Here is a 14,420-nt window from a genome sequence, read left to right as displayed (position 1 = left end):
TGATCGCAAAGACGGCGACCTAAGCGGGACCGGTCTTAATGCCCAGCCGTCAGATCCCGCCTGGTTCGCAGGATGGGAATGTTCTTATCAGGCGGAATACCGTACAGGTCGGGTTTGGCAGTCGGTACGGGAATGCTCCGGTCGGGCAACATGCGGTTAGTTTCGGGTTTGACCCTAGGTTCGGGTATGGCTCTCTCGGTCACCTCATCGCGCGGGTTTGAACTGCCCCGCGGCACGAACCTGCCGCCACCATGCAGCGTAACATCATCGCCGGTCTGCGCCACGTCCAAGTCGGGCCGGTTCCCGGGCTCGAACCTGGAGGCAGCCTGCCCGGCCCCATCCGTCAGAACGCGATAAGCCTCACCGTCCGTCAGGTCATTGTAGGCTAGGCGGTTCTCCCGCTGCTCCCGCTCAAGTGCCGCGGTGGTCATCATCGTGAGATCGCTGAACAGATTGAACGTCGACCGGGGAATGACAATCGGTTTGCCTTGATCAAATGCTTCCGATGTGCCTGTCCGGGGTTTCGTCCCATTGGCATCTTCCGAACCATCCACCCCATCAGCAGGGACAATTTGCTCCACGTACGTTTGGCGCTCATTCACACGGTCTTTTCGCAAAGATACACGTTCGTTCTTCTGAAGCCCAAATGCCTCAAACTGTCCGGGATAAATAAATTGCTTATTGTGCGTGACGTCGAAGATTTTTGTTCGAATGTTGGCGGTAATGATCCCACGTTTTTCGCCGATCGGGGTCACCTTCTGCGTGACGGAATATTGGACACCGTCATAGTCGAAGTCCCAGCCGATTGTCGCAGGCTGCCCCGATTGCGCAACATAATCAAGCATCGCATTGTATTGAGAACTGTCGAAACTTTCATAGGGATGTGACCCTATAAACTTCGCGTGTAACTCTTCGCCAAGAAGAGTATAAGAGGCCTTCAGACTCACGCCGCCTTGCAAGCCTGAACTTATTTGTATTGAGCTTCCTTCCGGGTAATTTTTAAAAATATTGTAAAATGCATATAGATTACCACTATGCAATGCTGAATATAAGTTCAATGCATACGAAGCGCTCTCCCAAGAGATAGGAATTGTAGCGCCAATTCCAATTACTATCCCCCCTTCAAGAGTCAATGACAGCCCTTCTAGGGCCTTAACGCCCTTGTCTCCGACCCAGGCAATCCCAATCTCGGCGGAGGAGCTCACTGGCAAGCCGTCTATGCCGGCCGTCACGCTCCCAGTAGACAAATTTTCAATTGTGCCATCTGGAAAGTACGCACCGGTCCACGCGCCCTCAACGCCAATTGGTGCCACCTTCGCATCAAAGCCGATGGATTTCCCGTAGATTAAGGCGTAACCATCAGGTAATTGCCTTGCGAGATCCGACAGGACTTGTCTCGTGACCGGTCCATCCAGCTGATCAATGAGTGAAGATAAACTTGGAACCTTCCGCATCACGATCAGAATTCCCCACGATAGTAATTGACAATACCGCCAGCCAATACCGCAAAGGCCGTCCCCAATATCACATGCAGAATTCCAATAATTGCAAGTTTCTCATGAGCTTTTTTTAACTCGTCATCCTCTTCTCTGAAAAAGGCAAATAAAAGAACAGCTATATTTAACCTCAAGGATTGGCCGCTATCTCTGAGCTTTTTGAACTCTTCTCTCTTGGTAATCAGCTTGTAAGAAATCCCCGCCAGGATCATGACGAATGCAGCGACAAGGAACCCGGCAAATTCTTTGGGCATTATCTTGAACCTCTTTTCTGTTAATCATTATTGTCCGAGCAACACCGGCAAAACACCAACTCGACCAAGCCCATCCACAATCCAGTCCTCCGGCTGTTCTATCAACCGTTTCGCCCCCTCGAAGTCTCCTTCGGCGATGTGATCCAGATAGACGTTCAACATCCCCATCGAGGCTCCTGTCGTCAGAAACTCCGCCAGATGCTTCGGCCGCCCGGAGAGGCGGGAGAAGAGAACGCCCTGATGGGCGTCGAGCAGATGGGATTTGAACCGCATGACCAGTTGCCCCAGGTTCGACCGCGCCCACTGCGGCATGTCTGATCCGCCGTCCCTTGCAGGCACGCGGTCGACTTCTTCCGCGATGGCGTCAAGCATGACCCGGCGAGCTCCGGCATCGTCCCATTTCGCCAGGTTTAGGCCCCAGATGCCGTTTTCCCGTGCGCCGTGTTTGCGGGTCTGGTCCCCGATTTGAATGGCAATATTTTCGTCGATGCCGAGCCTGTCCATATACCCGCGCCGGCGCCTGGAAAGCGTGCCAAAGTCGGCGCGGGTCTCGTCCTCGCCGGCACGGCTGCCGGCGCCTTCGCTGGCGGCCCCCTCGCTGGCAGTTATGACGGTCTTTGCGATCCGGTTCATGGTGTAAACGGAAAGCGCATCCTTCATCGTGGCGTTCCACCAGTTGATCGCGCTTCCGCGCGAGAACCGGTCATCCAGGCTGTCGGCCAGGGTCTCCGCAGCGCTTTTCGTCGCGAACGGATTGGTGAGGCCGGTCAGGCTTGCCATGCGCGCCTTCGCGACCGTCTCCAGAATAGCCGAGAAGTCACGCGCATCCTGCCGGGTGATCCGGGCTGCCCTGGCGCCGGACACCAGGTCCGGCAGGGCATCTTTCATGAAGCCCGTCACGCCCCGCCCGGCGACCATATGCGCCACCTCGGCAAGAGGGCCGGACATCCCGTCACCGCTGGACCCGGCGTTGCTCCGCGCACGGGCCGCCCGCGTCGCACTGTTCCAGACCGAAGCCGTCTGCTCCACGCGGGTGTTGTCCCGCAATCCTTCCCTGAAATCGGCCAGCATTTTCGACACGCGCTCGTATTCGCCCTCAAGGCTCTGCCGCTCCTCGTCGGAACCGGCCTGCGCGATCCTGAGATCGTAATCGGCCTTGAGGTCGGCAAAGGCCGTCTCCATGCCGGCGCTGCCGAAGGCCCGCGTCAGCTCGATCTCCGGCGCGGTCTTGCGGGTGAACGTATCCGCGATCACTTCCACATCGTGTTCCAGAAAATCGTCGATCAGCGCATCGGGAATGTCGAACAGCCGTCCCTTCAGCGGACCATGCGTCACCGGCACCACCCAGTCCGGCCCCTCGAAAGGCGCCCGCCCCGTCACATTGCCGACGATGCCGTCGACGACTTCGTCGACATAGGCCGCCCTGTCCGCGGCGTTCAGAAAACCCGACTCCTCATCCCGGTTCCAGGAATGCGGGGGCGCAACTTCGTCTTCATCGGATCGAGGGTCGATGATGTTCTGGATCTGATTGCTGATCGCATTGCTGGCCCATTCGCTGACAATGTCCCGGAACACTTCCATTCCCGCGATCACCTTTGTCAGGTCTATGACACGGGATAAAAGGCCGGGGCTCGTATCCCTCGCAATCATTTCCAAGTCTTTCATCTGCCGGACAGCAGGTTCGACCACCATATCGTTCAGCGCCCTGGCCGCACGTGTTACAAACTCGTTGCCGGCCGATCCTGCACTACCGCCGCGGTACGCCTTGGTCACATCCGCCTTGAACCGGTCCCAGATAACGCTTTGGTCCTTCTGCGAAAGGTCCTCGTAAAGCTTCCACAAGCCCAGGGAAAAATCCGCTTGTCGAGCCTGATGTCGCTCCAGGGCAGTTGCTGCGGCCTGTCCCAGGGCACGTCCCTCGAGTTCCCCTTTCGCGGCCGCTTCGCTGCTGGTCAGTTGAAGTGAAATTTTCCTGGCCGCAGCCGATTGCGCCGGCACCACCGCTTCGCGGCGACCGTTCCGAAGGCCGGCTGCGGTCTTCTCCAGGGCGCGTTCCACACTCGGATCGCCGACACGCGCATATTCCGGTTTCACCGTTTCAGACGGAGCCCGTCCGCGTGACCGCCCTTTCGCCAGCGGGTCCAACGCCTCATCGAAGCGTTTCGCAACCCTGCTCAGGTCTTCAGGAGACAGCATATTTGCCTCCGCGCCCCCAAGCAGGAAACTGGCCAGAACCGACCCGTTAATGTTGGCTATGCGATCGCCCGGTTCGCGCAGTTTCCGGTTTGCGAGCAAAGTCTCCCCTGGCGCACCCGCGTCCAACCTGTTGCCGAAAGTTTTCGATTGGGCGTTCCCGAAGAAGCTATCGGGCTCCTCACCACTCTGAAAAAAGATCTCGGCAGGTGCTGAAGCTGTCCTATCCGCAATCCCTCCGATAACATCCGGGGCCGAGAACAAGCCGAATGCTGCCCTGACTTTGTCATCCAGCAATTCACGATCAATATCGGCCTTGGCGACATAAAGTCCCTCAAAGCTGCGGGCTTTCATGAGTCGCTTTCGGGCTTCGGGGTAGTCCTGGTAACTCTCAAGCAAAGACCGCTTCATCCGCTCAAACCCGGAATCCGCATGGTTGTCTTCATGACTGTCGAAATCCGGGGCTTCGGATGCGGGCCATGTGTCAGGAGCGCCTCCATGCAACAAACTTGCGTCAGGCGTTCTTCCAAAACCAGGTGCCTCTGCAAACCCGCCGACAGGCACGCTCATATCCCACAGCGCATGATCATTCTGACCGACCGAACCCGGGCCGTTCTCTTCCGGAGACATGATTGTTTCCCCTTTAGCTGCGGAGCAGCACCAATGCATCAATCTGCAATGCGAATTGCTGGATTTGCCGGCCAAGTACCCTCGCTGCATCGCCGGCAGACGTGTCCGCGTTTATCCGGCATCCACGGACCGCAGTCTGCTGGGCACGCTCAGTCAAATCGACCGCCGTCGCGGGCAGTTCCGCCCGGCTTCAATGGCAAACGCAACCGATCTGCTTTTCGCGCCCTATCCGGCGACGGATGTGCCTTGCCATACTGAAGTCTGTAGGATTCGATAGCTTCAAGAAGGTTGCCGAGTTCATGGCCAGACGTACCTTTGATCGTTATCGTTTTACTGCCGGGCACATGAACACCCACCGCATGTATGGGAGCAGCCCGCCCCCACTTCTCCGAGTAAACGTAAGTTACATTTGAATTATATTTTGAATTCGGATTAGACGAACCGGGAGCACCAAATATGTCGCCCCATGCGCCCCCAATTCCGGGCGAGTTGAATACAACAGCCTTTGAATTGGGATAAGACTGGGCAAGCCACTGTGCCGAGACCCCGCCCAGCGAATGCCCGGTGAACACGACATTCGGACTATGGATGCCCCGTTCCTTCAAGGTATTGATGGACTTTTTTGTCAGTTCCAAAGCCGGAAAATATTGGCTGGTCGCGCCACCTGTAGCCACACCTAGTATATCTTGTCCCCCATCAACCGGATTCCATGGATTTGTACCTCCGATCGCAACAACAAGCGTATTATTTGACGGGTTATAGAAAGCTGCTCCGTTAAAACCATTCTTGCGCGATGTCGCTTGATCTAAAAGCGAATAGCCGGAAGGAGTTTGCTTGGAAGAATTTCCGCTTATATTCGGGCTGTTATAGGAAATCTGAGCCAATTTCCCGAAGTCGGAAAATTCCCCCAGACGGGCTTGATATTCCGAAGCGCTTTCCGTCCCGGCCCGCCCGGGAAAAGTCGGAGAGTATTTATCAATCGCATCTCGAATATTGACGCGAAAATCACCTGGCGCGACATGTATTCCAGATTTATCTTCGTACATCAGCGTCATGCGCGGCCCGAAACCATCCGCGTTTATTCGGCCCAGACGTACGTCTTCAAATGTGTGCCTGTTGCTGACGATGCCGTATCTCTTATATTCGACACCCATTTCGGCAAGCCTGCTTTCGGCAGCATCACTCAGATAGGCGTAGCTATCGCCGAAATCCGCATAGGCCCATTCGGCGGGGTATTTGAAACCGGTCCGGTCAAGGATAAATGCCTTGTCAACAGGCGGTGGAAACTTGGTTGGCCTCCAGACGGTTGAAAAACGGCTCATAGTCAGCATGTGAGCCTGCGGGATATCACCCTTGGTCTCAAGAATCGCCTGTAGAAACATTTTCCTGTAATCTTTGAGTGCTTCGAACGCACGCTCAGGAGTAATACCGAGCCTCACTTCGGCGGGAGTGCCCTTAACAGACAGAAGTTTATTATAAGATCCGAATAAAAGTTCGAGACGATCAAGAGTAAGACTATTGATTTCAGATTTAACAACTGAAGATTTCTGAAATGCTCTTAGCTTTGGTCCTGCCTCCGGATCACGGAGTTCGATCAGACGCTGCGCAGCCTCCTCAGCTGAAAGCCCCATTTCAGTGGTGTAAAAGCGCCAATTCCTGACCGCTTCAATCAGGACTTCTGCATCTGCATTGCCCTCCACCGCCAACCTGTCGAGATCGTAAAGTTCCGATGCCCGCCGATAGGCCCAGGCAACCTTTCTCCAGTCTTGGCTACTGAATCCGGCCTTGATATCGTTCACATACGATTGGGGGATGAGGCCTTTGTCGGTAACGATTGAGTTTGCGAGGGCATCCCGGTCTTCAGCATGCGAAGCTTCTGCCTTCCACCAGAAATCCGCCATTTCCCGTGCATCTTCATCTAAGGGGTTTGCCCTCCCTGCCAGTTGAAACCAGTGAGACGCTTCCGTCTTCTTGGCTTGCTCATCCATCTCCCGCTCATAGAGCCGGTTCAACACTCCTATTTGTCCTTCACTGAGATCCGGATCGTCGCGAAACTCGTCGGGATCGACGTCCAGCGGGCTCTCCAATATTCGCCGGCTGAAACTTTCCTGCTTGTCCGACGCGTTTTTCATTTGATCGCGCCGCCCCTGCTCACTGATTTCAGCCCTGTCTTTCGGGGTCAGTGCATCGGTGCGCTCCCGGATTTCCGGCGGCAGATCCTGATCGGGATGCCCACTGCGAACAAGATCGGCCTCCCGCTGCCGGCGATCCGCATTCTTTCCGCCGTTGTCGTTCTTCAGGCTCTCAATCGCCGCCGCGATCTTTTCGGGATCACGGGAGGGAACCGCCGCAAGAATGCCGCTCGGAATTTGACCTTCACTGTCGACAATGGATACGAGTGCCATCCGCACCGGCGGCGGCAAGGCAGCCCAAGTCTCCTCGCGAACGGCCGCGCTCGCAACAGCTTCAAGATTTTCCGAGTAACGCGTGTAAAACCGCTCACTGTCCTCATCGGGCGACCCATTCGAGACAGGATGATCACCGCGAACAAGATCGGCTTCCTGCTGCCTTCGGTCGCTATTCTTTCCACCATTCTCGCCTTTCAAGCCTTCTATCGCCGTGGCGATCTTTTCCGGTTCGAGAGACAAGGTTGCCGTAAGAACACTCTCCGGGATTACATTCTCACTACCCGTAATCGAAACAAGCGCTGCTTGCTCACCGGGAGACAAGGCGGCCCAGGCCTCCTCGCCGACCGCCGCCCTCGTCACAGCTTTGAGATTGTCCATGTAGCGTTCGTGGAAGCTACCGCCATCCTCCTTGACCTCACCGGAATACTTCGCCCTTTCCTTCGCCGGCTGGCTTTCCGCAAATTTCAGCTGCATTTCCCGCTGCACGGACCCAATCAGCATATCCTTTTCAGTCGGCGCCAGTCCGCTTTCGGAGATCGTCTGTACGCAAACATCGAGTGCAGCGTCATAACTCGCCGGATCGGCCGTAACAGACGCTTTGACAGTAGCTGTCACTTCGGCAACACCGTCCCGGTAATGCTGAACCCGCTGAACTCGTTCGGTCTTCTTGGCACGCGCAATCACTAGGGGGCGCTGTGCTTCCAGGTTTTGTTGAACTCTTGGCCTCGCCAATGGCGGCGTATTGGCGATAACCTGCTTCGCCCCGTTGTCGTAGGCCTCCACCACTCCGGCTGCCAAGCCTGCGCCACCAGGCTTCACGTTTTTCAAGGCTTTCGCCTCGATCTCGGGCAAGGACGATTTGAACGCGACCAACCGCTTGGTGCCTTCGAAATGATCGATCTGGTACTGGTGGGCCGCGCGGATTTCCGCCTCGCGGCGATCCTCCGCCTCGCTGCGAGCTTGCGCCAGTTCCCCGATCTGCGCAGCCGACTTCTGGATCTGTTGACCCAGCCCCGTCGTCGCTTCGCCGACGGCCGTGTCGGCGATCACCTGCGGCCGGCGCACGCCCGGCAGTTGCTGTGTCCCGCTAAATCGAGCAAGAGTTGCCATTGAAAACCTCGTTTCGGTGCCCGTCGGGGCATTTGGATAATGTTGGAATTCAGACAGCGGGTACGGCGCGCAGTCTTGCTCCGCGCGCAGTTGTCATTTCTTCGGCTTTTGCTATTTACCGGCAACACCGGCTACCGAATGTGGGGGACGCAGGCCTTCGCCCGCCAGAGGCTTCTAGTAATAAGCCTTCCCAAGCGTTGTCGCAGCACTGGTCACCCCGCCCAGAACAGCCCCGAAGGCGCCGAGGCGCCCGGCCCGCCGGGCCGAGTCCGCGCGTGCACGGGCAGACTGCATCTCATAGGTCAGATTGTCCCGCTCGCCTTCGGTCTTGAACCGGATCGCCTCCAGGTCCTGGGCCGCTTCAAGGATATTGTCGTCCGTCACGTCGACCAGCGAACCGGCCTGCGACAGTCCGCGCTCCGCGCCCGCCGCACGGTTGTTGCCGAGGATGCGCGCCAGTTGTTGCTGGGTACGTTTGCGGTCGAACGAGGCCTGGGTCTGGTTGACTTCCTTCTGCCTTTCGGCAAATTTCGCGCGGCGTTCCTCCGCGTCCGCCTGGGCATTCGCCTGTTGTTGCATTCCCGCCGCCTGGACGACGCCGCCCAGAAGCGCGCCCGCGACGGCTATTGCCGGTGTGCACATGGGTCATGGCTCCATTGAAAGATTGTAGTTCACCGCCAGAACGGTGCAGGGCTTGCCTCCGCTGGCCTCGAAGACCAGTTGGCCTCCATCTTCCCAGCGCAGATCCACATCCGCCTCCACGACGCCGGTGCGCAGCGACGCCGGCTCGCCATACGTGTCGCCGGCGCGGTAGAAGATCTGCGCATCCACATGGGTCGTTTCCGCCCCGACCCGCAGCACCCCGGTCTCGAAAACGGATATCTTTGCTTCGTCGACGGTCATCTTTCGGCCGACGGAAGCTCCGTCCTGGGCGTTGACCGGGGGCGGTAGCGTCTTCGCACGCGCCGTCACGTCCAGACCGATCAGGATCTTCGACGCGGTCCGCCCGTTCGGCAGGCTGACGGTACCGCCCGACACGGTTCCTTCGTAATCGGACCCATCCGCGTAGAGGATCACATCCATGCCCTCCAGATGGTCCAGGCCGGACACCGTGTTGACAGGCGTATGGTCATAACGCAACGCGCAATCCAGATGCCAGGCATCCTCGATCAGCCCGCCCACAAAGGGCTTCTGCATCACCTCGATGTAACGTTTGGTCTGACCGCCGATCACACGCCGGACGATCATCCAGACTTCGTCGAAACCGTCGCCCGGAATGACAGCCATGCACTCAACCACCCCGCCGAAACCGTGCCGGTGCATCCCGAAGACCTGCTGCTCGCGCTCATAGGTGAAACCGATGGCTTTACCTTGCCGATCCCAGGGCCAGATGATCGAATCCGGGTACTGCTGGTAACAAGCGCCCGTAATGCCTGTCCGGAACAGATGCGACTGGGTCTCGCTGACCGACTGTGACACCCGGCCGTCCGCCTGCAGGTCATAGGCAAGCTCGCGCATATCCGTGCCGTAGCGCCCGAAATAAAGCAGCACGGATCCGACCTTGATCGGCTGGATGCCGTTGGCGCCGAAATTGGTTTCCGGCTTCTGGTCCACGTTCTCGGGTCCGAAAGGATCCTGGGACGTGGCCCTGCCGATGGCGCGCACCGCCTTGGAGGTTCCGGCCAGCAGATCATCATCGTCGTTCAGCCAGTTGATGCGGTTGACCTGGCCGGACAGGATGCCGACCGAAACCGCGTTCGAGGCGACGAGCGGTTGGGAAACGGCAAAGTTGGTGAAATCGTCCGTCTGGCTTTCCCAGACGGTTTGCGGTTCCGTGGCGGTGCTGGCAAAGGCCAACCGGTTCTTGTGCCAGCCAACGGCCCCCGGCCAACCGGTTCGGTCCGACCACGACCCGAGCCGCCAAATGCCCATCGCAAAGGTATCGATCAAGGATTGTCCGTAAAGTCGCACCTTGACCACGGTCGACGAAGACACGCTGTCGATCTTCGCCCAGCGCCAGAAACCGTCACTGCCGCGCAGCCTGATATGCCGGCCCACGTCTGACGAGCCGAAACCATCGCCTCCATTGATGCCGCCCGTATTGGAGGCTGTCAGGTCGAACGGCGTCTGGTCGCTTGCCGCCTGGTGAAAAACGAGCTGCGCGATCGCCGCGTCGTCGGACGTCGATCCCCCACCCTTGTTGAATCGGAACCGATAGAAATTGTAAGCGGTTTTATTGGGGAACGAATAGGACCGCCACTCGGACGACGCCCAGTCCGCTTCCGCATCCTGGGTATCCAGCACCGACCAGGTGTTGCCGTCGCTTGACGCATCGATGGCCCACTGCGCCGGCATGTCGTCGTTCTTGCCGTTATCCGAAGGCGCTTGCAGCATGTATCCGTCGATCACGACATTGACCGGAAACTGGTAAGCGACCCAGCCGATCCCGCCGGTGGACAGGATGACCTTGTCCGGATCCCCGTTGAAGACCCTGTAGGCATCCGCGAGCGCCCCCGAACTTGTCACCACGCCGGACGGCGCCGTGTTGCTGGTCATGGTCGGCACCGGGTTGCCCTTGCCTGCCGGCGTCAGACTGGTGGAACTGATATTGACCTCGAGATAGGGACCATCGTGAAAATCCATCGGCTCGATTGCCCAGGACGTCTCGCCGTAGCGCTTGATCGCATGAGGCCGAATGCCACCGCCCGTGACGAACAGCGTGTCGGTCGACTGCACGAACTTCAGGTCCGGCAGCACCGACAGGCTGTACGGCGTCGAGACTTCCACCGAGACGACCCGGCCAACGCTGGTATAGACACGGAAATAGTGGTTTCCCGCCTCCAGCATATAGTTCTGTCCGCTGCCGAACTCGAACGGCATCAGCCAGGCACCTGCGCCGCTGTCTCGCACCTCGCCGACATACCGGGTGCCGCCGCGCCGGCGGAACCCGCCGCGTTTCAGGGTGATGAAGTTCTCGCATTCGGCAAGGGCTGCCCGGAACAGCTCCAGGTCCGGCCGGGTCACCAGTTCCGGGTCCAGCTCCCCCCGGCTGAAAGTCGCCTGAAGGTAATAGCTCATCGGATGGTCACAATCCCCGTCTCGGCCGCAGGCTGTACGCTGCTTTGCATCGCATCGCTCAGGCTCGCGTCATCCAGTGCCATCTCAGCCTGCCGCAGCAACGTCTGGGCGAAGCTGTTCTTGCCGGTGATCACATGGGCGAGGCTTCCCGCCAGGAAAAAGGCGAAGGCATCGACGAACAACGGCGAAAATTCCGCCTCGCTTTCCACCCGGCGCACGTAGCGCAGGTAGAACGGCGCCTGGACATCGCTCATCAGCTTCCGGCCGATCACCTCATAGTCCAGAAACCGGCCGTTGCGTCCGCCCTCTTCCGTCTGCTGCGGCACCCGCAAACAGTCCGCCGGCAGGGAATACTGATAGTCCCAGCGGAAAGGCGGGGCCTGCGTATCCGCTGCCAGGGCCGTCAGCTTCATGGCAAAGTCCCAATCGTGCTTTGCCAGGAACACGTCCCGCTTGGCCGTATAATTGGCGTTGAACCAGCGTCCCGCTTTGCTGGAGTAATCGAAGGCCTGAATGCCCGGCTCCTTCAGGTGCGCCAGGGCAAGGTTCGCCATATCGACATCGGTATTGACCGTGCCTGCCATTCTCTCTCACCTTTTCATGGAATTCGCGCCGCCGGGCTCAGCTTGCCTGACCGGCCTCGCAGGACTCGAGGATCGCGACCGCCTCGGCCTTGGTCTCCGCCTTCTGCCCGGTCAGGTCTTCCGCCAGCTTCTGCAACGTCTTCCAGTGCTCGTTGCGCCAGCCTTCCGGCAGGCTGCTTGCCGCAGCGGCTGCGCCCTGTCGCTTTTGCCGCCGGTTCCAGGCGGAAGACACGGCATCCCTCACCGCCTCCCGTTTCTTCTCCCGTGCGGTCTTCTCCGGCATCAGCGCGGCCAGATCCGCATGCACATTCTTCCGCAGCCGATCCATGTGCCGCTCATGCTGTGTCTTGATCATTGGTGTCTCCGTAAATCGAAAGGAAGGCTGGAGAGGCAGTTCCCGTCTAAAGAAATGATCTGGGGCGCTGCCTCTACCCACAGACCGTCATCCCGGACCCCGATCCGGGATCCATGCCGTTCCTGTGCCACACAGCAAAGCAGCCGCGTGGGTCACGGCAACGGCATGGATGCGATGATCAAGTCATGGCATGACGGACGGAGAAAATTGCGTCTCCTCCGCCCCAATTGTCATCCCGGCCGCAGCGAAGCGGAGAGCCGGGAGCCAGTACTCCGTGAGGCTGGTTGCTTGAACCGAAAGGGCACGGCGCACTGGGTCCTCGCTTTCGCGAGGATGACAACTGTGCGTGGGACAAGGCCGTGCTCTGTTATCCAATTGGCCTCAACCAAATGGAGAGGGGTATTTCGATCCCACCCCTCTGAGAACCTTAGACGTTCACTTCCAGCGCGGAGATCGGGATGTTCTTGCGCATGTATTTGCGGGTCCAGTTGGCCGCAGTCGCAAGCTCCGAGAAGGTCGCTCCGTTGGCATCCGCCATGGACGCCGAGGTCCACGACATCCCGGCCGGATGCAACAGCTCGTAGCGGCGGGTGATCAGCTGGTCCTCGCCGCCGCCATTTCCGGTATTCGGATCGCGGGTGATTTCCGTGCCCATATTGCCGTAGATGGTCGGCTCGCTCGGCACCTCGTCGATATGCTTGAAGGCCCCTGCGCCGTAGAGGAAGCAGGTGTACTTGTCCGAATTGGTTCCCGTGCTGACGGGAAAGAAGTCGGAGTAGAACACCGTCATCTCCATGTAGGTCGGGATCTGGAACGGCAGGTCGGAAGGCTGCACGAAGTCGATCTTCTCGTCGTCCAGCAGCGTGGCATAGACATGGGTGTGCATGCCGATGGCCCGCAGGTTCTCCATGGCGTCGCCCATGGTCAGCCGGGCACGGTTCACCGCCGCCGAGGAGATGCGGTTGGAGGCCGCCGGCGACGCTACGTCCTGATAGACGTCGAACACCATATCGCCGCTGTGGTTCGCCACGCTGTCGGCGATCACGCCCGTAGCGATGTTCATGATGTGCATTTCCTTGACCCAGGACCAGTAGGAATTGACCCTACTGGCGACCTGTTCCATCGGCGATCGGGCATCGCCGGTGGCGACCATGCCGGTGATGCTCTTGGACGCCCAGGCCTTGGCCATGCGGTGTTTGTAGGCGATCAGGTCGTCGGCGGTGATCTTTTCCGGCGTGATGGCCGTGTCGCCGTCATTGATGATCGACGGCTCGTTGCGGTCCAGGTCGTTCCAGTAGGGAACCTCGATCTTGCGGCCGCCGGACATGAAGCGCGAGGCAAGCGCCTCGTCGGGCGCCGACAGGATGCCGGACCGCTCCATCATGACCAGCTTTTCCGGCCGGTTTTCCTGCATATAGGGGGTAAAGACACGCGGCTCGATGATGTCCGCGATGGTAGACGATGCCATGGTTCAGGCCTCACAGATTGAATTTCTTGGGATCCCGGCCGGCAGCGATGATCAGCGCCTTGGCGCGTTCCGGTGTTGACCGGATGATCTCGGTCTGCCGGCCGATGTCGGTGGTCTTGAGATCGAACGGGTTGCCTCTGGCGTTGCCGCTGCCTTCCGTGGTCAGGCCGTCTTCCCTGAAGGCCTTGTCGTGGAGGAAGGCGAGCAGCAGGATCGCGACCGGGTCCGCCACCTGTTGAAGTCCGCGTTCATCCGCGTCCGACAGAATGCCTTTTTCAGCAAACCAGCCGGTCACGTCGATGCCCTCGGCCTTCAGCCCGTTCATGGCCCGGTCGGCTTTGGCCACAGCATTCCTGTAGCCGTCGCTGCCGGGGTCGCCGTACTCCCTCACAAGCGCCCGGTGGGCGTGTTCCACCGCTTCTGCCTGCTCTCGTGCACGTTCGCTTGCGGTCTGCACCTCGTGCTGGTGCAGTTCCGCCATCTTGCCGACCCACCTGTCGTGCAGCGCCTGCGCCGCACTCGGGTGAAGGCCGGCTTCCTTGAACCAGTCCCCCGCCTCGCGGGCGAAGTCCTGGTCATAGGGAAAACTCTCCGGAAGTCCGTCCGGTATGGCGAACCTGTAGCCGTCGGCCGGCGTCCAGGTGCCCGAAATCTCCTTGTAGAATTCGGCGCGTTCCTCCGCCGTCGCATCTTCGCCGGGTAAGGAAATCATCCCTTCCGCGCCGGTTTCCGTGGTCCGGTCATCGACACGATCGCCGCCCATCACGCCACCGGAAAACGACGCCTCTCCGCTCCCGCCCTGCGCGTCCCCGATCTCCGGTTCTCCGTCCGTGGTTCTGTCCAT

At 59.0% G+C, this 14,420-nt stretch carries 10 protein-coding genes; all 10 read right to left on the bottom strand.

The features are described from left to right. Positions 1–35 precede the first annotated feature (35 nt). Positions 36–1,457 carry a hypothetical protein gene (locus ACN0SO_RS23350; protein ID WP_417681639.1) on the bottom strand — a complete coding sequence of 474 codons (1,422 nt, stop codon included), beginning with the start codon at positions 1,455–1,457 and terminating at the stop codon, positions 36–38. A 2-nt stretch (positions 1,458–1,459) separates the two neighbouring features. Next, entirely contained in the window at positions 1,460–1,750 is a 291-nt protein-coding gene (locus ACN0SO_RS23345; protein WP_417681638.1) for a hypothetical protein, read from the bottom strand. A 27-nt stretch (positions 1,751–1,777) separates the two neighbouring features. Next, complete coding sequence (locus ACN0SO_RS23340; protein WP_417681636.1) at positions 1,778–3,946, bottom strand: hypothetical protein; 2,169 nt, start codon at positions 3,944–3,946, stop codon at positions 1,778–1,780. 776 nt (positions 3,947–4,722) lie between these two features. After that, complete coding sequence (locus ACN0SO_RS23335) at positions 4,723–8,091, bottom strand: hypothetical protein (protein WP_417681634.1); 3,369 nt, start codon at positions 8,089–8,091, stop codon at positions 4,723–4,725. Positions 8,092–8,265: 174 nt separating this feature from the next. Then, the gene (locus ACN0SO_RS23330; protein ID WP_417681632.1) at positions 8,266–8,733 is read right to left on the bottom strand and encodes a hypothetical protein; all 468 of its coding nucleotides are present in this window, start codon (positions 8,731–8,733) and stop codon (positions 8,266–8,268) included. Between the two features lie 3 nt (positions 8,734–8,736). Beyond that, positions 8,737–11,169: a hypothetical protein gene (locus ACN0SO_RS23325; RefSeq protein ID WP_417681630.1), complete on the bottom strand. Its 2,433-nt coding sequence runs from the start codon at positions 11,167–11,169 to the stop codon at positions 8,737–8,739. Continuing rightward, the gene (locus ACN0SO_RS23320) at positions 11,166–11,753 is read right to left on the bottom strand and encodes a hypothetical protein (protein ID WP_417681628.1); all 588 of its coding nucleotides are present in this window, start codon (positions 11,751–11,753) and stop codon (positions 11,166–11,168) included. The genes ACN0SO_RS23325 and ACN0SO_RS23320 overlap by 4 nt, the downstream gene beginning before the upstream one ends. Before the next feature lie 37 nt (positions 11,754–11,790). Further along, entirely contained in the window at positions 11,791–12,108 is a 318-nt protein-coding gene (locus ACN0SO_RS23315) for a hypothetical protein (RefSeq protein WP_417681626.1), read from the bottom strand. A gap of 427 nt (positions 12,109–12,535) precedes the next feature. Beyond that, complete coding sequence (locus ACN0SO_RS23310) at positions 12,536–13,576, bottom strand: hypothetical protein (RefSeq protein ID WP_417681625.1); 1,041 nt, start codon at positions 13,574–13,576, stop codon at positions 12,536–12,538. 10 nt (positions 13,577–13,586) lie between these two features. Further along, on the bottom strand, positions 13,587–14,420 hold the full coding sequence (locus tag ACN0SO_RS23305; protein WP_417681623.1) for a hypothetical protein: 834 nt from the start codon (positions 14,418–14,420) through the stop codon (positions 13,587–13,589).

It is taken from the genome of Roseibium sp., assembly GCF_048260565.1.
Lineage (GTDB): Bacteria > Pseudomonadota > Alphaproteobacteria > Rhizobiales > Stappiaceae > Roseibium.
Note: the sequence above shows the minus strand (reverse complement) of the source record. Positions and strands in the feature narration are given on the sequence as shown.